At 72.0% G+C, this 18,534-nt stretch carries 15 protein-coding genes; 9 read left to right on the plus strand and 6 right to left on the minus strand.

Translation table 11 applies throughout. The features are described 5' to 3' along the window. Nucleotides 1-82 precede the first annotated feature (82 nt). On the plus strand, nt 83-1,480 hold the full coding sequence (locus JYK02_RS09785; RefSeq protein WP_207050637.1) for a PQQ-dependent sugar dehydrogenase: 1,398 nt from the start codon (nt 83-85) through the stop codon (nt 1,478-1,480). Between the two features lie 4 nt (nt 1,481-1,484). Here JYK02_RS09785 and JYK02_RS09790 read toward each other — a convergent pair whose 3' ends face one another. Genes JYK02_RS09790 through JYK02_RS09800 form a run of 3 tightly spaced genes read right to left on the minus strand, consistent with a single transcriptional unit; the run spans nt 1,485 to nt 3,623 of the window. After that, nucleotides 1,485-2,012 carry a gamma-glutamylcyclotransferase gene (locus tag JYK02_RS09790; protein ID WP_207050638.1) on the minus strand — a complete coding sequence of 176 codons (528 nt, stop codon included), beginning with the start codon at nt 2,010-2,012 and terminating at the stop codon, nt 1,485-1,487. 19 nt (nt 2,013-2,031) lie between these two features. Next, on the minus strand, nt 2,032-2,628 hold the full coding sequence (locus JYK02_RS09795; RefSeq protein WP_207050639.1) for a MarR family transcriptional regulator: 597 nt from the start codon (nt 2,626-2,628) through the stop codon (nt 2,032-2,034). Beyond that, nucleotides 2,625-3,623 (minus strand): polyprenyl synthetase family protein, encoded by a 999-nt coding sequence (locus tag JYK02_RS09800; RefSeq protein WP_207050640.1) that lies wholly within the window; start codon nt 3,621-3,623, stop codon nt 2,625-2,627. The genes JYK02_RS09795 and JYK02_RS09800 overlap by 4 nt, the downstream gene beginning before the upstream one ends. Before the next feature lie 165 nt (nt 3,624-3,788). Here JYK02_RS09800 and JYK02_RS09805 point away from each other — a divergent pair, with 165 nt between their 5' ends. Then, nucleotides 3,789-5,321 carry an MFS transporter gene (locus JYK02_RS09805; RefSeq protein ID WP_207050641.1) on the plus strand — a complete coding sequence of 511 codons (1,533 nt, stop codon included), beginning with the start codon at nt 3,789-3,791 and terminating at the stop codon, nt 5,319-5,321. Here the strand turns inward: JYK02_RS09805 and JYK02_RS09810 are convergent. The 3 genes from JYK02_RS09810 to JYK02_RS09820 form a co-directional block, all read right to left on the minus strand. Then, the gene (locus tag JYK02_RS09810) at nt 5,269-6,801 is read right to left on the minus strand and encodes a methyl-accepting chemotaxis protein (protein ID WP_207050642.1); all 1,533 of its coding nucleotides are present in this window, start codon (nt 6,799-6,801) and stop codon (nt 5,269-5,271) included. The genes JYK02_RS09805 and JYK02_RS09810 overlap by 53 nt on opposite strands. Nucleotides 6,802-6,985: 184 nt before the next feature. Continuing rightward, on the minus strand, nt 6,986-8,170 hold the full coding sequence (locus tag JYK02_RS09815) for a dienelactone hydrolase family protein (protein WP_207050643.1): 1,185 nt from the start codon (nt 8,168-8,170) through the stop codon (nt 6,986-6,988). A 199-nt stretch (nt 8,171-8,369) separates the two neighbouring features. Next, nucleotides 8,370-9,632, minus strand: a complete 1,263-nt coding sequence (locus tag JYK02_RS09820) for a hybrid sensor histidine kinase/response regulator (protein ID WP_242588612.1) — start codon at nt 9,630-9,632, stop codon at nt 8,370-8,372. Between the two features lie 214 nt (nt 9,633-9,846). Here JYK02_RS09820 and JYK02_RS09825 point away from each other — a divergent pair, with 214 nt between their 5' ends. The 7 genes from JYK02_RS09825 (at nt 9,847) to JYK02_RS09855 (ending at nt 18,499) form a co-directional block, all read left to right on the plus strand. Next, nucleotides 9,847-10,950: an ornithine cyclodeaminase family protein gene (locus tag JYK02_RS09825; protein ID WP_207050644.1), complete on the plus strand. Its 1,104-nt coding sequence runs from the start codon at nt 9,847-9,849 to the stop codon at nt 10,948-10,950. A gap of 101 nt (nt 10,951-11,051) precedes the next feature. Further along, on the plus strand, nt 11,052-11,921 hold the full coding sequence (locus JYK02_RS09830; protein ID WP_207050645.1) for a peptidoglycan recognition protein family protein: 870 nt from the start codon (nt 11,052-11,054) through the stop codon (nt 11,919-11,921). Nucleotides 11,922-11,997: 76 nt separating this feature from the next. Then, complete coding sequence (locus tag JYK02_RS09835) at nt 11,998-12,315, plus strand: hypothetical protein (RefSeq protein ID WP_207050646.1); 318 nt, start codon at nt 11,998-12,000, stop codon at nt 12,313-12,315. Between the two features lie 107 nt (nt 12,316-12,422). After that, nucleotides 12,423-13,652, plus strand: coding sequence for a TolC family protein (locus JYK02_RS09840; RefSeq protein WP_347402460.1), 1,230 nt, complete (start codon nt 12,423-12,425; stop codon nt 13,650-13,652). After that, complete coding sequence (locus tag JYK02_RS09845; protein WP_207050648.1) at nt 13,649-14,839, plus strand: efflux RND transporter periplasmic adaptor subunit; 1,191 nt, start codon at nt 13,649-13,651, stop codon at nt 14,837-14,839. The genes JYK02_RS09840 and JYK02_RS09845 overlap by 4 nt, the downstream gene beginning before the upstream one ends. Beyond that, nucleotides 14,829-17,957 (plus strand): efflux RND transporter permease subunit, encoded by a 3,129-nt coding sequence (locus tag JYK02_RS09850; protein ID WP_207050649.1) that lies wholly within the window; start codon nt 14,829-14,831, stop codon nt 17,955-17,957. Before JYK02_RS09845 ends, JYK02_RS09850 begins: the two co-directional genes overlap by 11 nt. Further along, nucleotides 17,954-18,499: an RNA polymerase sigma factor gene (locus tag JYK02_RS09855; protein WP_207050650.1), complete on the plus strand. Its 546-nt coding sequence runs from the start codon at nt 17,954-17,956 to the stop codon at nt 18,497-18,499. The genes JYK02_RS09850 and JYK02_RS09855 overlap by 4 nt, the downstream gene beginning before the upstream one ends. Nucleotides 18,500-18,534 lie beyond the last annotated feature (35 nt).

Consider the following 18,534-nt stretch of genomic DNA (forward strand, 5'->3'; position numbering starts at 1 on the left):
GTTTGTTCAGGTTCCGTTCAGTGGATCCAGGGCCCTTGGCCGCTCACCTTCCCTCGGAGCCCCCGGCTGGGAAGATGGGACCATGCGGCTACCACTCGTGCTGACGACCTTCCTGGGGTTGGCGTCCTTGCAGTCCGGCTGCCGGTCCAACGCCCCCGAGCCCTCCGCTCCCCAGGACTCGGGCGTGGTGGTGGACGCGGGCATCAGCGACGCGGGCGTGACGCCGGACGCCGGCCCGCCTCCCGGGTGGACGCTCCAGGCCACGGAGGTCCAGGTCCCCGAGGGCCTGCGGGGTGCGCCGTTCGACGTGCCGCGCTCCCTGAACATCCCATCAGGCATGACGGTGTCGGTCTGGGCGCGGGTGCCGGGGGCACGCTTCATCGCGTTCTCGCCGGAGGGCACCCTGCTCGTCTCCGTGCCCGGCCAGGGCAAGGTGATGCAGGTGCGTCCCCGCGCGGGCCAGGCGCCGGAGGTGACGCAGTGGGCGGGCGGACTGGGGCGGCCCCACGACCTCGTCTTCCACGAGCGCGACGGGCAGGTGTGGGTCTTCCTGTCGGAGAAGGACCGCGTCACGCGCTCGCGCTGGACGGCCGGTGAGGCGGCGCGCGGCGCGGTGGAGACCGTCGTCTCCGGGCTGCCGGACGCGTCCCTGCCGGAGCTGCAGGGCGCCTACGGCCACGAGCTCAAGAACCTCGCGGTGGACTCGCAGCACCGCGTCTACGTGTCCATCGCGTCCACCTGCAACGTGTGCCTGAGCGACACCACCAGCGACCCGCTGCGCGGCGCCATCTACCGGTGGGACTGGAGCGGCGGCTCGCGCGAGCTGTTCGCGAGGGGCCTGCGCAACGCGGAGGGGCTGGCGTGGGAGCCGGGCACGGACACGCTGTGGGTGGCGGTCAACAACCGCGACAACACGCCCTACCCGTTCGACGACGACACCGGCCAGTACGGCCAGGTGATTTCCGAGTACGTGGACAACCACCCGCCGGAGGCCCTCGCCTCCGTGCGCCAGGGCGGCCACTACGGCTGGCCCTTCTGCAACCCCAACCCGGACACGGCCAGCGGCCTGAAGCACATGCCCCTGGACCGCGACTACGACATGAACCGGGACGGCTCGAAGGCGGACTGCGCGGCGTTGGACCGGACGGACCAGGGCATCCAGGCGCACTCGGCGCCCCTGGGCCTGACGTTCTTCGACGACGGGGAGCTCAACCCGGAGTGGAAGCGCGGCGCGCTCGTCGCCTACCACGGCTCGTGGAACCGCACGGTGCGGACCGGCTACAAGGTCACCGCCTTCCCGTGGGACCTGGCCACCCACCAGCCCACGGCCGAGGTGGACGTCGTCACCGGCTTCATCAACCCCGACCAGAGCATCTGGGGCCGGCCGGTGGACGTGGCCCTGGCCCCGGGCCGGGCGTTCATCGTCAGCGACGACCAGGCCGGGGCGCTCTACCGCATCGAGCCCCTCCGCCTGCCGTAGTCCGTCAGCGCGTCTCGCCGCGCGCCAGCTTCTCCACGTAGTCCGCGGGCAGCCCGGCGCTCTTCGCGCCGCGCACCAGCGCCTCCACGAAGCGCGGGCTCACCGGCCCGTCCGACGAGGCGCGGCGCGGGTTGGTCACGAACGCGGTGGCCTCCACCTCCTGGCCCTCCACGCGCACGCGCACCGTGCGCTCCACGCACATGCTGGTGACGAAGCCCTCCTTGTGCTGGACGATGGGCCAGTCCTTGCCGGGAATCTCGAAGAGCCGGCCGTACACCCGCGCCCCCGGCGCGTCCGTGAGGCCCGCCACCCGGCCGCCCCACCAGCGCGACGGGAAGTCGTAGACGAGGTCCACGTCCAGCGCCTCCGCGAGCCGGCCCTCCGGCAGCTCGAAGAAGCCGTAGCTGTGCTGGTGCTTCCACTCGTCGAAGGCGGCCCGGTCCAGGATGGTCGAGTACGCGAAGTAGCGCCGGGGGGCGTTCGCGTCCGCCTGCTCGCGCGCCTTCATCACCTGGTCGTAGTGCGAATCCATGCGTGTGCCCTCGTCTTGCCTACCGCTCGCCCTTGCGCGACAGGGCGCCGTCGCGGAACGCGCCCAGCACCCCGCCCACGTCCAGGCGGGACGTCTTGATGAACAGCCGCAGCGCGCGCTCCACGTGCTCGGCCAGGACGGCCATGCGCTCCAACCGCCGCAGCTTCTCCGGCTGCACGCCGCCCGCGACCTCCGCCAGCCGGCGCGCTTCCGACAGGTCCGCGCGGATGCGGGTGACGAAGGACGCCTCGCGCTCCTCCACCACGTGCGTCACCATCCGCACCAGGTCCGTCTCCGCCGCGTAGCGCCACACCGTGTCCTGCGGCACGCGCACCCGCTGGACGACGCCCCAGTGCTCCAGGTCGCGCAGCAGCATGGACACGCCGCCCTTGGACAGGTCCAGCTCGCGTTCAATCTCACCGGCGGTCAGCGGCTCGCCCCGCAGGTACAGCAGGCCCCACACCCGGCCCTGGTTGCGCTTGAAGCCCCAGAACTCGATGACGTTGCCCACCGCCTCCACCGCGATGGCTTCCCACGGTGCCAGCCGCCCATTGTCCGGCGGCGCGAGGGTCTTCTGGCTCCCGGGATCCCCCCCTGTCCACAGGTAGCCCTTCACGCAGCGCGCCCCTTCACCTGCTGCGCGATGCCCTCCGACAACCGGTGCGCCCAGCTCATCAGCTCCGCACCCGCGGCGTCGTTGGCGAAGGGCCCCAGCTTGTCGAGCGCCGCGCCGATCTCCGCGTTCATCATGTCCATGGACGCCTCCACCGCGCCGGTGGCCTCGATGGCGGCGCCAATCTCCCGGGTGCGCTCCGGGGTGATGACGGAGAACGCCCACGCGTCCTTGAGCTTGCGGCGCAGGGACTCGTCCCGCGACACCGCCAGCAGGATGGGCAGCGACGGCGTGCGCGAGTGCACGTCCGCGTACCGGGGCTTGCCCACGTCCGTGCCCAGGATGTCGCGGATGTCGTCGGCGATCTGGAACGCCACGCCCAGGTGCCGGCCAAAGGCGTCGAAGCGGGCCTGCGCCTCCGGCTGATCCGCCAGCGTCGCGGCCGCCTTGCCGCACCAGCCGAACAGCGAGCCCGTCTTGCCCTCGGCGATGTAGCGCAGCCGCGTGAGCGGCAGGTTCAGGTCGCCGCGCGCCTCCACCTCCGCGATGGCCGCGCGGGTCATCTCCGTGACGATGGCCAGGCCGCTCTGCACCAGGCGCGCGTCCAGCATGGACAGCCGCGACAGCGCCGTGGACAGGATGAGGTCGCCGCTCATCACCGCGACGATGTTGCCCCAGCGCGCGTTCACCGTCGGGCGCCCGCGGCGGAACATGCCCGCGTCCACCACGTCGTCATGCAGCAGGCTGGCCGAGTGGATCATCTCCGCCGCCACGCCCACGTCCACCAGCCGCGCGGCCGGCACACCCACGACGCTGCCGAACAGGCGGACGAGCATGGGGCGCGCCCGCTTGCCCCCGGCGCCCAGGCACAGGTGGCGCGCCGCATCCATCAGCGTGTCGCCCTTCACGTCCGGCCCGACGTCGCCATCCGCGAGCAATTCGGTCAGACGCTGCTCCACCTGCCCCAGAAACTCCGTCAGCTCGTGAGCGACATCCATGTGCGCGGTCTCCTTCCGGGCCGTTCATATAGTTCAAGACCGCGTGAACTGCACCTGAATCCCTTCTGCCCACCAGGCGGGCGGACAGTGCGTCGAACGCAGGGGATAAGCCCGGTTGGTGTCCGGCCGGCCCTGGCGGACGCTTTGGGGTCCGATTGAGAGGGAATGCGCGGCCATGGGAAACGAATCCCAGTGTCCGCCGCCCTCCGCCGTCGCCTCGTCCAGAGCTTCGCTTCCCTCGCCACCGGCGTCCCCCTCTTCCGCCCTGGCGCCTCACTGCCCGGCTCGTCCGCGCCCCTGCTGGGAGCCCCCCCTCCCCCGGACGGTCGCCAGGGCCCGCCCCTCCACAAGCGGCTCCGCGCGTCCCTGCGGGTGTCCGTCGTGGAGGGGATGTTCGCGGAGGTGTTCACCGCGTGCGCGGGTCCCACCGTCCTCACCGCGTGGGCCATCGCGCTGAAGCTGGGGCCCTTCCTCGTGGGCGTGATGACGGCGCTGCCGTTCTTCGCGCAGTTCGTGCAGTTCCCCGCCGCGTGGCTCACCCTGTGTTTCGGCCACCGGCGCGTGGCGCTGACGGCGGTGTGCCTGTCGCGGCTCGCGCTCCTGCCCATGGCCCTGATTCCGTGGCTGGGCCTGTCGCTGGAGGGGCAGCAGCACCTGCTGCTCGCCGTGGCGGGGGCCTCCGCGCTGCTGGCCGTGGTGGGCAACAACGCCTGGGTGGCGTGGATGGGGGAGCTGGTCCCCAGCGCCGTGCGGGGCCGCTTCTTCGGCAAGCGCACCGCGCTCACCACGCTGATGGGCACCGCCGCGTCGCTCACCGCGGGCCTGCTGATGGACCGGCTCAAGGGGCTGGACGGGGTGGGCCTGGCGCTGCCGCTGCTGGCGCTCGCCGCGTGCGTCATGGGCGTCGTCACCACGCTGATGATGGCCGCGCAGCATGACCCCGCGCCCCCGGGCAGCGCGCCGAAGCTGGAGCTCAAGGCGGCGCTCCTGCCGTGGAAGGACGACGGCGCGCGCCGGGTGCTGCTGTATCAGGTGGCGTGGAACGCGGCGGTGGGCGTGTCCGCGCCCTTCTTCGCGCTGCACAGCCTGCAGAACCTCAAGATGACCTTCGTCATCATGGCGCTGCACGCGGCGGCGGTGGCGGGGGTGCGCGTGCTGACGGCGCCCCTGTGGGGCCGCGCCATCGACCGGCTGGGCGCACAGCCCGTGCTGATGTGCTGCTCGCTGGGCATCAGCGCCATCCCCATGCTGTGGCTCTTGCCCTCGGCGGGGACGCTCTGGCCGCTCTTGTTCGACGTGCTCCTGGCGGGCTCGCTGTGGAGCGGCCACGGCCTGGCCATCTTCGCGCTGCCCCTCACGGTGGCGCCGCGCCGGGGCCGGCCCTTCTACCTGGCGGCGTTCGCCACCGCGGGCGGGCTGGCCTACGCGGCGGCCGCGGCCCTGGGCGGGGCGCTGGCGGCGCAGGTGCCCCAGCAGTTCATGCTGGGCGGCCACCTGTGGGTGAACCTGCACGTGCTCTTCGTCGTGTCGTCGGTGGCGCGGCTGGGCGCCGCCTTCCTCGCGGCCCGGGTGAACGAACCCGGCGCCGCCACCACGCGCACCGTGGCCCAGGTGGTGGAGCGGTTCCTGCCCCGCCCCCGCGCGGTTACAGCCGGTAGTCGCGCACCATCGCCGCCACGCGCTCCGACAGGAGCTTGAGCGACACGGCGGACTCGCTGGTGGTGGAGATGCGCTTCACCGTGTCGCCCATCACCGTGTTGAGCTCGTTCACGGCGGTGAAGATCTGCTCGATGCCGGTGGCCTGCTGGTTCACCGTATTGGAGATCTGACGGGCGGACACCACGCTGTCGCGCACGATGGAGGACAGCTGGCGCAGTGTGTCCCCGGACGTGCGCACCTGGGCCAGGCCCGTCTCCATGCGCTGCGTGCCCGCGGCGGTGATTTCGACCGTGGCGAAGATGGCGGTGCTGATGTCCGCCAGGATGCCGCGCACCTGGTTCGTCGCGCGGATGGACTGGTCCGCCAGGCCGCGGATCTCCCGGGCCACCACCGCGAAGCCCTTGCCGTGCTCCCCGGAGCGCGCCGCCTCGATGGCCGCGTTCACCGCCAGCAGGTGGGACTGGTCCGCCAGGTCCTTCACCGTCTCCGTGATGCCGGAGATCTGCTCGGTGCGCTCGCCCAGCGCCATGATGCGCTCGGCGATCTGCTCCACCTGGGCGCGCAGGGCCACCATGCCCTCGATGCTCTCCGTGATGGCGATCTCGCCCGTCTTGCCCAGCACCTCCGCGCGCTCCGCCACGTCGATGACCGTCTCCGCCGCGCGGGACGCCACCACGGACGTCTGGCGGATCTCCTGCGCCGTCACCTGCGTCTCCTGCAGCGCGGCGGCGTGGCGGGACACCATCTCGTTCTGCCGGCCCGCGGAGTCGTTCAGGTGGTCCACCGAGCCGCGCAAGAGGTCCGACGACGCCTGAAGCTGCTGCAGCAGGTCCTTCACCTTCGACGTCATCAGCGAGAAGGCCTTCGACAGCTGGGCCACCTCGTCCGTGCCCTCCACGCGGACCGTCTCGCGCAGGTCGCCGTGCTCCGCGATGCGCTGGGCGGCCTCCGTCAGCTGCACCAGCGGCGCCGCCACCCGGCGCGCCAGCATGATGCACACCGCCACGAACGCCGCGAGCGCCAGCAGCATCACCACGCTCACCCCCGTGGTGATGGCCTTCACCTGCGCGCGCGCCGCCGTGCGGTTGAAGCCCACGTGCACGCTGCCCGCCCCGTTCGCGAAGCGTGAGCTCACGTCCAGCAGCTCCGCGTCCCGCACGTAGAACGTGGCCTCACCCTGCGCGCGCGCCAGCCGGTCGCGCAGCTCGCGCATCGCCGGGGCGTACTCGCCCGCCACCGCGCGCAGCTGACCGGACCCGTCGAAGACGGCCAGGTAGGCCACCTGGTGGTGGCGCGCCACCTGGTCCAGCACCGACTGGAGCGACTCCGTCTGGCCCCCCGGCATCGCCGCGGGCAGCGTGGCCGCCAGCGCCGCGGGCAGCGCCCCGCCGACGTCCCGTCCCTGCGCCTCGAAGGCGGCGCTGACGCGCGGGATGAGGTAGCCGAAGAAGAGGGCCGTGAAGAACAGCGCCACGAGCAGCGGCGCCAACGTGAGCTTCTGGGACAGGGAGAGTCGCATCCGGGAGCGGCGCCAAATCCAGAGGAAGTCTGGGAAACGTAGCCCCCCTGGACCATCCAGTGAGGTGGCGCATTGTGGACATTCCAGAGGAGCCGGCGCAATGGCTCCGCGTATCCCAGCGCTTGAAAGTCAGACACCGCGCCCTGGGTAGACATGACCCCGGGGCGCGGGGGTCAGCCCGGCGTCAGCCGGCCTTGAGGTTGGAGGGGGCGCTCTCGTCCCACTTCTCCATCAGGGTGTTGGACGGGAGGGTCTCATCCAGCAGCTTGCGCGCGGCCTCACCGCCGGTGACGGGCAGGCCCTTGCGGTCGATGAGGCCCAGTTGCACCAGCACCGACGCCTGATCCCAGTAGATGTGCTCGTGGTAGAGCTTGTCGCCGCGGAAGTTCACCACCGCCACGAAGGCCGCCTCCACGTACTTCCCGGTGGGCGGGATGCCCGGGAGCATCCAGTCCATCTCGATGTCGTGGGTGAAGCTGAAGATGAACTCGTCCACCACGCGGTCCGCACCCACGGTGCGGGACAGCAGGGTCATCTTCGTGTCCTTGGGGTTCGCGTTCACGAAGTGGTTCGCGTAGAAGCGGTGCAGGTACTCCGCGCCCACACCGCCCGTCATCACCGGCACGCTGTTGACGTACGGGTGCGACACCATGGTCTTCATGGTCGCGTCCGCGTCCCGCGCGGCGAACTCCAGCTCCGTGTGCTTGTCCCACAGCGCGGCCAGGTCGTAGCGCGGCCCCATCACCCGCTTGAGCAGCGCGAGCGTGCGCGTGTGCGCCGTCATCTGCGAGGGCCGGTGGTAGGCCGGGGACCCCTCGCGGAAGAAGCCGTGACGCACGCCCTGGTACACGTAGAGCTCCACGTCGACGCCCACGTGCTGCTTCACCCGCGCCACCGCGGCCGGCGGCACGAAGCCGTCCCACTCCGCGTAGTGGAGCACCACGGGCGCCGCGTTCTCACCGCCCTGCACGAGCACGTCCTCCATGCCCGGCGCGCAGAAGGCCACCGCGCAGTCCACGTGCGCGTGCACCGCCAGCTGCGCGGCCAGCGTCCCGCCCAGGCCATAGCCCAGCGCGCCGACCTGCTTCTTGCCCCGCAGCCCCACCACCTCCGGCAGCGAGCGCGTCCACGCCACCACCGGCTTGAGGTCCATCTCCTCCGGCTCACCCCGGGAGGCGAGGTCCGGCACCACCACCACGTAGCCCTCTTCACTGAATCGCTCGGCCATCAGCTTCAGGTGGGCGTTTCCCTCGAACGCCTCCACCATCAGCAGCAGCAGGCCGGGACCCGTCCCAGAGGCGGGGCGTCGCACCCACGCACGAATCGGGTCGCTTCCATCCACGGGAATCCACGTCGAGTTGTCGTTCATTGTCGCGCACCCTCCCCAAAGCGGACACTCTTGCGTCCGGACGGATCACCTCCCGGACGTCTGGCATTGTAGCAAACCCTCCACATACCTGCCTCATGTAATGAGAGGTTTTGATGTGGACGGATTGTTGTATGGCTTTCAGGTGGAGGAATCAGCCATCACTGCAATGCATTGCCCGTGACGCGACAGGCCTTGTGTTTCAGGCCGTCATCGGTGCAGCGAAGCTTCCACAGGGAGAATGCGCGCGCCCGTCCGCCAAAGCCTGACGTGGCAGGCAGAGGGAGAAAACCGTACCCACCTCCGGGGCTGATTCCACCCGGAGGGTGCCGCCGTGAGCCTCCACGATGCTGCGCGCGATGTAGAGGCCCAGGCCCAGGCTCTCGCGCTGCCCCGGACCGTCGCCGCGGCGGAAGGGCTGGAAGAGCGTGGGCAGCACGTGCGCGGGGATGGGGGCCCCGGCGTTCTGGACCTCCAGGTAGACGGTGTCCACGCCCTGCTCGTACGTGCGCAGGCGCACGGGGGTGTCGCTCGGGCTGTACTTGAGCGCGTTGTCCAGCAGGTTGGCCACCACCTGCGCCAGCCGGTCCAGGTCCCAGACGCCCGGGAGGCTGTCGTGGGCGAAGTCGCAGTGGATGGCGCGCTCGGGCCTCGCCGCGCGCAGCTCGTCCGTGACCTTGCGGCACAGCTCGTTGAGGTCGCCAGCGCCCGGCACCACCGGGATGCCGCCGCCCACGCGCGCGCGGGTGAAGTCCAGCAGCTGATCCACGATGCGCTGGATGCGCTCCCCGCCCCGCGCCACACGCTCGAACGCCTTGCGCTGCGCGTCCGGCAGCACCTCGCGGGACAGCTGGGCGTTGGCGGTGGTGAGGATGGCCGCCAGCGGCGTGCGGATGTCGTGTCCCACGATTCCCACCAGCTGCTGCTCCAGCTCCGTCGCGCGCTGCAGCTCCTCCTCCACGCGCCGGCGCTCCGCCAGCTCCAGCGCCTGCCGCCGCAGCTTCTCCCCGCGCAGGTACAGCTCCACGAACACCGACACCTTGGCGCGCAGGATGTCCGGATCCACGGGCTTGAGCAGGTAGTCCACCGCGCCGTACTCGTAGCCGCGGGTGACGTAGGCCGCCTCGCGGCTGAGCGCGGTGATGAAGAGGATGGGCAGGTGCTTCGTGCGCTCGCGGGTGCGGATGAGCCGCGCCGTCTCCAGCCCGTCCAGCCCCGGCATCTGCACGTCCATCAGCACGCACGCGTACTCGTCCAACAGCAGCGCCTTCAGCGCCTCGTCGCCGGAGCGCACGGACACCAGGTGCTGGCCCAAAGGCTCCAGGATGCCCTCCAGGGCGAGCAGGTTCGCGGGGACGTCATCCACCAGCAGGATGCGGGCGCGAGCCTCATCGGCGACGGGAGGGAGGCGGGGCTCGTCGGAGACGGCGGTGAGCACGGGCGTCCTGGCAACGGAGGGCTTCAAGGCGGCGTTCACTCGGGCGTTGGGGTGGAGCGGCTCGGGCGGCGGGCAGGCAGCCGGGGCTTCGCTGGTCCGCCGGACGTCGAGCGCCTGCTTCCAACACCGCCCCCGCTTCGCGTTGTTCCCTGCACCTGTATCCAAAAGACACAGCGAGACAGGAATTCGTGTTCAAAACTGACCCATTGCAATTCCTGTCAGGGGCGTAGACTCCGCGTACATGACTCACCCGGCTCCTCTCACCCTGCTGCTTGGCCCTCCTGACCTGCGCGCGCTCGTGGAGGGCGTGGGTCTGGACGTCCTGATGGACGAACTCATCCAGGCGCTCACCGTGGCGCTGCGGGAGCTGGACGAATCCGTCCTGCAGGTCCCCAAGCGGGAGGGCTTCCAGGTGGTGAGCCAGCCGCGCCCGTCCGGGGTGATTGGCTGGATGCCGGCCCTGCGGCGCGGGGACAGCCTGACGGTGCGGGTGGCGTCCTCCCTGCCTGGCAACCGGGGGGACTCGGGACTGCCCACGCTGGTCGCGTCCCACAGCGTCTACGACGTGAAGACGGGCCACCTGGTGGCGGTGATGGACGGCGTGTTCGCCACGGCGCTGCGCACCGGGGCCGCGTCGGCGGTGGCCAGCCGCTACCTGGCGTCTCCGGACAGCCGGGTGCTGGGGCTGGTGGGCTGCGGCGCGCAGGCCGTGTCGCAGCTGCACGCGCTCAGCCGCGTGTTCCGGCTGGAGCAGGTGCTGGTGCACGACATCGACGCGGACGCGGCGCGCTCCTTCGTGCGGCGCGTGGCGTTCCTGGGGCTGGACGTGAGGCCCACGCTGCTGCCGGACCTGGAGCAGCGCGCGGACATCCTCTGCACCGCCACCACCGTCGCCCCGGGGGCCGGGGCCGTCATCTCCGGCCACGCGCTCCAGCCGCACGCGCACGTCAACGCGGTGGGCTCGGATCAGCCGGGCAAGGCGGAGCTGCCCCTGGCGCTGCTGCGCCGCAGCCTCGTCGTGCCGGACTTCCCCGCCCAGGCGCGCCTGGAGGGCGAGTGCCAGCAGCTCCACCCGGATCAGATTGGCCCGGACCTGGCCACCGTGGTGCAGCAGCCGGAGGAGTTCCAGGGCTGGCGCGAGCGCAACACGGTGTTCGACTCCACCGGCCACGCGCTGGAGGACCACGTGGTGACGCGCCTGCTGTTGGAGCACGCGCGGCGCATGGGCCTGGGCACCCTGGTGGCGCTGGAGTCGCTGGGCGGGGATCCGCAGGACCCGTACAGCCTGGTGCACGGTGAGGCCGGCGCACGCTCCGAGCCGCCGCGCCGCGCCGCGGGAAGCTGACGCCGGGCCGGTTTCGTTTCACTCCCGGCACACAACTCCGGGAGCCCCGGGCCGATAATCGCGAGAGCAACAGCTATCCACTATTCCTGGGATTTTTCGCTATGACTGTTCGCACCACGGCCCCCCGCGCCTCCACCGCCGCGCCCGTGAGCACCGGCAAGGCCCCCAGCGCCAACGCCGTCGCCCCGCGCGTGGCGGCCGCGTCCACCGCCCTCACGGCGCCGCCCGCCGGCCTGGGCAAGGGCGACTCGGGAGCCAAGGTGAAGCAGCTGCAGCAGGGCCTGGTGAAGCTGGGCTACCTGACGCAGGCGCAGATGAACACGGGCACGGGCAGCTTCGGGCCCGCCACCGAGGCGGCGGTGAAGAAGTTCCAGGGCGACCACAAGGTGCCCACCACCGGCTACTACGGGGAGCAGACGGCGGCGGCGCTGAAGAAGGCGCTCGCGAAGGCGACGACGCCTCCGCCCACGCAGCCCGGGAAGTTCACCAAGCCCGCGGTCATCAGCGCGCCCTCGCCCAACAGCGACTCGCGCAACGGCGCGGACATCGACACCATCGTGTTGCACCACACCGGGTCCAACAAGGGCTCCGCGGACATGGCGTGGATGCGCAACCCGGACAGCAAGGTGTCCGCGCACTACATGCTGGACCGCGACGGGAAGATCTACCAGCTGGTGGGTGACTCGAAGCGCGCCTGGCACGCGGGCAACTCGGAGCTGCACGGCAAGCCCACGGACGTGAACGCGCGCTCCATCGGCATCGAGATCGTCAACGACGGCAGCGGCAAGACGGCCTTCACCGACGCGCAGTACAAGGCGCTGACGCAGCTCGTGGGCTACCTGAAGCAGGAGTACAAGGTGCCCGCGAACAACATCGTCGGACACAAGGACGTGGCCGTGCCCAAGGGCCGCAAGGACGACCCGGCGTCCAACTTCGACTGGTCCCGGCTGCGCAAGGGCATTGGCGGCTGAGCAGCGCTCCTCGCGCCGCTCGCCCTGCTCTCGGGGTGTGTTGACTTCCGCCGGGGCGTGCTAGAAGACCGCCCCGGTGCTCCGACTCTGGCTCTTCATCTGCCTGATGCTGCTCGCTCCCGTGGGGGGCGGAATCGCGCATGCCCTCGGGCCGGCGCGGCAGGCGGAGACGTGCCTCACCGGCTGCGCGGATGACGACGCGCAGGGCCAGTGCGCTCCCACCTGCGTGGACTGCGCCTGCTGCTCGCACGTGAGGCCCCTGGCCGTCGCGTCGCCGCTGCCGGGCCTGGTGGACTCCGCGTTCCGGGAGCCCCCCATCCCGCTCGATGACACCGAGCCGTCGTCCGCCGACGCGGATGACATCCTGCATCCCCCCATAGCTCCTCTCGTCTAGGCCCGCGTCCGCCGTCGTTCGCACGCGCCCCGCCACCGGTGTGCCCTGGCTGCTCGTCCAGGTGCATGGGTGCGCGCGGCCCGCCTTTTCCGAAGAGGTCTTCCTCCGTGTCCATCCGTTCCGCGACGGCCGCCCTCGGGCTGGCCGCCGCCCTGCTCTGTCCGCGTCCAGGTGGCGCGGATCCATCCCGCATCACCCTCCAGGACGCCTTCGTCCTGGCACGCCAGCACGCCCCGGCGCTGGTGGAGGCCCGAGCGCGCGTGAAGGCCGCGCAGGGCCCCCTGGCGAGCGCCGCGCCGCTGCTGCGTGAGAACCCCCAGCTCGACTTCCAGGTCGGGCCACGCCGGCTGGCCAATGGGGACTCCGGGCTGGACGTCGCGGTGGGGCTGGCGCAGCCCTTCGAACTCGGAGGCAAGCAGGGGCTGCGAAGGGAGGCCGCGCGCGCCGGCCTCTCCATGGAGGAGGCCCGCCTGCGCGACGCGGAGCGCCTGGTGCTGGGGGACGTCGCCGCCGCCTACCTGCGCCTGCTGGAGGCCCGGGAGCACCTGAAGCTGGTGAGCGCGTCGGCGGAGGCGACGGCGCGCACGGTCCAGGCCACGGAGCGGCGCTACGAGGCCGGTGACGTACCGGCGGTGGACGTCAACGTGGCGAAGGTGGCGCATGCCCGCGCCCGCGCGGAGGTCCAGGTCGCGCAGGGCGAGGTCTCCGCGCTGCAAGCGGAGCTGGAGGGACGGCTGGGCTACCGCGCGGGCAGCCCCGTCACCTACGAGGATGATCTGCGCGGCCTCGCGCGGGCGGCTCCACGCACGGCGCCGGAGGGCGCGGGAGCGCGCGCGGACCTGGTGGCCCTGGAGCAGGAACAGGCTCGGGCACGGGCCGCCGCGACGCTGGGCCGGCGGCAGGTGCTGCCGGACGTGACGCTGGGCGCTCGCTACCAGAAGGAGGCGGACGAGACGGTGTTCCTGGGGACGCTCAGCGTGCCCCTGCCCCTCTTCGCCCGTGGGCAGGAAGCGCGCCTCGTGGGGGAAGCGGACGCCCGCCGCGCGGAAGGCGAGCTCCGCGCCGCGCGCATCGTCGTGCCCGCGCAGGTCCAGGCCGCGACGGACCGCTACCGCGCGAGCCGTGATGCCCTGGGCGCATTGGAAGAGATCCTGCCGCTGCTGGACGACAACGAAGCGCTGGCGCAGCGCTCCTACGACGCCGGCGAGATGGACCTCGCCGCGTTCCTCCTCATCCGTCGCGACACGCTGGAGGCGCGGGCCGCGTGGCTCGACGGTCTCCTGCGCGTGGCGCTTGCCCGTGTGCAGCTCGAAGTGGAAACCGGAGTCCTGCCATGAAGCCCACCCTGCTGCTGCTCGCCGTCCTCGTGGGCCTCACCGCCTGCAAGTCCTCCAAGGCGGAGCATGAAGACGAACACGGACACGGGAACGAAGAGGCGTCCCCGGAGAAACTCCACGTCGAGTCCGGCGACGTCATCCACGTGCACGTCCCGCAGGAGATGCTCCGCGACCTGCGCGTCACCACCGCGAAGGTGGAGGCGCGTCCGGGCGGAGAGAGCGTCACCGCGCTGGGCGAGCTGACCTTCAGCGAGGACGCCTACGCGGAGGTGTCCTCGCCCGTCTCCGCGCGCGTGGGCTCCGTCGCCGTGACGACGGGCCAGGCGGTGAAGCAGGGCCAGCGGCTGGCGGAGCTCCAGAGTCCGGAGCTGGGCCGGGCCCGCGCGGACCTCCAGGCCACGCAGGCCCGCGCCACCGCCGCCCGCCAGACCGCGGACCGCAAGCGCACGCTGGCCGAGGAGCGCATCGTCGCGCGCAAGGACGTGCAGGCCGCGGAGGCGGACGCCGCGGCGGCGGAGGCGGAGGTCGCCGCCGCGAAGGCCGCGCTGACGGCCCTGGGCGCGGGCAATGCCGGAGGCGATGGCACGTCCGGCTTCGTGCTCAAGGCGCCCATCGACGGCACCGTCGTGGAGCGCACCGCGCGGCTGGGACAGATGGCGGATCCCTCCCAGCCGCTCTTCCACATCGGCGACCTGTCGTCGCTGTGGCTCGTCGTCCACGCGTTCGAGCGGGACGCCGTGCGCCTGAAGCCCGGCGCGGAGGCGCGCGTCACCTTCGCCGCGTTCCCGGGCCAGGAGTTCGCCGCGAAGGTGGGTCACGTGGGGCAGCGGGTGGATCCGCGCAGCCGGACCATCCCTGTGCGCCTGGAGCTGGACAACGGCAAGGGACTCCTGCGGCCGGGCATGTCCGCGTCCGCTTCCATCCCGCTGGGAGAGCCGGGCGCCACGCTCACGGCGGTGCCGGCGGCGGCGCTCCAGCGGCTGGCGAACGGCTGGGTGGTGTTCCTGCCCACGGCGGAGGCCGGCGTCTTCGAGCAGCGCGAGGTGGGCCGGGGCCGCAGCCTGGGCACGCAGGTGGAGGTCCTCTCCGGGCTCGTCGTGGGTGACGAGGTCGTGGTGGAGGGCGCGTTCCTGCTCAAGGCCGAGGTGGAGAAGTCCGAGGGCGGAGGCGACGAACATGGCCACTGATCCACGCACGACGCTGCCGGGGCGCATCCTCCGCGCGTCCTTCACCCGGCCCGGGCTGACGGTGCTCATCGTCCTGGCGCTGGCGGCCTTCGGCGCGGTGGCGCTGCGCAACCTGCGCCAGGACGTGTTCCCGGACCTGTCCGCGCCCATCTTCAACGTCATCGTGCAGAACGCGGCCATGGGCGCCGAGGAGCTGGAGACGGCGGTGGCCATCCCCATGGAGGTGGCGCTCGCGGGCCTGCCCCAGGTGCGCCGCATCCGCTCCACGTCGCAGCTGGGCGTGACGCAGGTGACGGTGGAGTTCGAACCGGACGCGGACTACTTCCGCAGCCGCCAGTACGTCGTGGAGCACGTGGCGCAGGCGGAGCGGGAGCTGCCGCCCGGGACGGATCCGCCGCTCGTGTCCAGCCTCACCGGCCGGCTCAACGAGGTCTTCGAGTTCACGCTGGAGGCGGACCCCGGCAGCTCGGACCTGATGTCGCTGCGCGACCTGGCGGAGTTCGACATCAAGAACCGGCTGCTCGCGGTGCCCGGCGTCGCGGGCGTGGAGCGGCTGGGCGGCTACCTGCGCCAGTTCCAGGTGCTGCTGGATCCGGATCAACTGGTGGCGCGAGGCATCACGCTGGACGAGGTCCAGCACGGCCTGGAGGGCGCCAGCGTCAACGCGTCCGGAGGCTTCGTCACGCAGGGCCCCATGGAGTGGGCCGTGCGCGCGGTGGGCCGTGCGGAGACGGTGGAGGACCTGAACAACACCGTGGTCGCGCTGCGGGACGGCACGCCGGTGCTGCTGGGGGACGTGGCGGACGTGCGTGAAGCGCCCGCGCCGCGACGGGGCATGGCGCACCGGCTCCAGGGCGAGGTGGTGAGCTGCCGCGTGAGCAAGCAGTTCGGCGCGGACACCGTGCGGGTGGCGGAGGGCGTGCGCGCGGCGATTGAAGAGCTGAGCCGCTCGCTGCCGCCGGGTGTGAAGCTGCGCATCGTCTATGACCAGTCGGAGCTGGTGGGCTCCGCGCTGGGCGGCGTGGGCCGGGCCATCCTGCTGGGCGCGTTCCTGGTGGTGGGCGTGCTCTTCCTGCTGCTCGGGGACTGGCGCGCGGCGCTCATCGTCACGCTCACCCTGCCCCTGTCTCTGGCCCTGGCGGGACTGCTGCTCAAGGCGGCGGGCATCGGGTTGAACACGATGACGCTGGGCGGACTGGCCATCGCGGTGGGCCTGCTGGTGGACGCGGCCATCATCGTCGTGGAGAACGTCATCCACGACCTGCGCGAGGGCAAGGGCCGCCGCTCGGTGCGCGACGAGGCGCTGGCGGCGGCGACGGAGGTGGGCCGTCCCATCGCCTTCGCCACGCTCATCGTCGTCGCGGTGTTCATCCCGCTGTTCGCGATGACGGGCATCGAGGGCCGCATGTACCAGCCGCTCGCGGCGGCGGTGGTGGCGTGCCTGGCCGCGTCGCTGGCGCTGGCGCTCACGCTGGTACCGGTGGTGTCGGGGCTCCTGCTGCGCGCGCCGCGCGAGGGCACGCCGGAGGACGTGTGGCTCATCCGCAAGGTGAAGGCCGCGTACGCGCCGCTCTTGGAGACGTGCATGCGTCACGCGGGGCGGGTGCGCGTGGTGGCGCTGGCCATCACCGTGCCCGCGCTGGGCCTGGCCTTCATGGTGGGCAGCGACTTCATGCCCCGGCTGGACGAAGGTGCGTTCCTGCTCCAGACCGTGCTGCCGTCGGAGACGTCGCTGGACGAGGTGGACCGCCTCAACCACCGCGTGGAGGACGTGCTGCGCGAGTTCCCCGAGGTGGAGGACGTGGTGCGCCGCACCGGCCGCGCCGAGCGCACCGAGGACCCCATGCCCCACACGCTGTCGGACGTGCTGGTGGTCCTCAAGAAGGACTCCCCTGGCGGCCGCGAGGCGCTGGAGTCGCGGATGCGCGAGGCGGTGGAGAAGGTGCCCGGCGTGTCGGTGCTCTTCACCACGCCGCTGGGCATGCGCATCGACGAAGGGCTGGGAGGCAGCCCCGCGGATCTCTCCGTGCGCGTCTTCGGGCCGGACCTGGACACGCTGGCGGAGCTCGCGGAGCGCACACGCGCGCTGATGGCGAAGGTGGACGGCGTGGAGGACCTGCGCGTGGAGCGGCTGAGCGGCCTGCCGCAGCTGCGCATCGCGGTGAACCGCGCGGCCGTGGCCCGCGTGGGACTGACGCCCGGGGACGTCATCCGTGCTGTCCGTGTGGGGCTCGTGGGCGAGGAGGCCGCGCAGATCTGGCGCGGGCAGCGCCGCTATGACCTGGTGCTCCGGCTGGCGGATCACCGCCGGGGCGACGTGAACGCCCTGCGCAACCTACTGGTGGACGGGCACGACGGCACGCGCATCCCCCTGAGCCAGTTGGCCACCATCGAGGAGACCTCCGGCGCGGGGAGCGTGCGCCGCGAGGCGGGCAGCCGGCGCATCGCGGTGGAGGCGGGCGTGTCCGGCCGCGACCTGGGGAGCACCGCGGCGGAGGTGCGGGAGGTGCTGGCCACGCAGCTCAAGCTGCCCACGGGCTACTTCGTGGACGTGGGCGGCAAGGTGGAGAGCCAGGAGCGCGCGGCGCAGGCGCTGACGGCGGCCATCGCCGTGGCGCTGCTCGCGGTGTTCGTCCTGCTCTACCTCGCGCTGGACTCGGTGGCGGAGGCGCTGGTCATCCTGGCCACCTTGCCGGACGCGTTCGTGGGCGGCATCCTCGCGCTGCTGCTCGCGGGAGAGACGTGGAACGTGTCCAGCCTGGTGGGACTCATCGGTCTGTTCGGCATCGCGGTGCAGAACGGCCTGGTGCTCGTGGCGCAGACGAAGGACCTGATGGGCCGGGGCAAGCCCTTCGCGGAGGCCGTGCGCGAGGCGAGCCTCGGCCGCGTGCGGCCCAAGCTGATGACCGCGGGCACGGCCATCCTTGGCCTGCTGCCGCTGCTGGTGCTGCCGCTGCACGGGACGGAGATCGAGCGGCCGCTGGCGGTGGTGATGGTGGGCGGGCTCGTCACGTCCACCCTGTTCACGCTGCTGGCCCTGCCCACGTTCTACGCGCTGGTGCACGGCTTCCAGGAGCGCATCGCCGCGCGCAGGGCGGCCCGGAAGGCCGCGGCATGAGCCTGTCCCCGGAGGCGCTCGACACGCTGCTGCGCCATCACCACGCGTTCCTGGCGTTCCTCACTCCACGCGTGGGGAGCCAGGAGGCGGCGCGCGAGGTGCTCCAGGCCGCGTTCGTGAAGGGCATGGAGCACGGAGAGTCCCTGCGCGAGGACCAGAGCGCGGTGGCCTGGTTCTACCGGCTCCTGCGCAACGCGCTGGTGGACCGCCATCGCCGGGGCCAGCGTGAAGTCACGGCGCTGGAGTCGCTGGCCCAGGAACAGCCGCTGTCCACGGACGACGCCTCCGGGTTGGAGGCGACGGTGTGCGGCTGCGTGGCGGGGCTCGCGGGGACGCTCAAGCCCGAGTACGCGGAGGCCGTGCGCCGCGTGGACCTGGAGGGGCTGTCCGTGGCCGCGTACGCGAAGGAGGCGGGCATCTCCGCCAACAACGCCGCCGTGCGGCTGCACCGCGCGCGGCAGGCCCTGGGCCGGCAGCTGGTGGAGCTGTGCGGCCACTGCTGCGCGCAGGGCTGCGTGGACTGCGCCTGCGCGCCCGCTTGAAAATGCAGGTGTAAGAGCGCGCGGGGCCGGGCGTC

The sequence above is a fragment of the Corallococcus macrosporus genome (assembly GCF_017302985.1).
Lineage (GTDB): Bacteria > Myxococcota > Myxococcia > Myxococcales > Myxococcaceae > Corallococcus > Corallococcus macrosporus_A.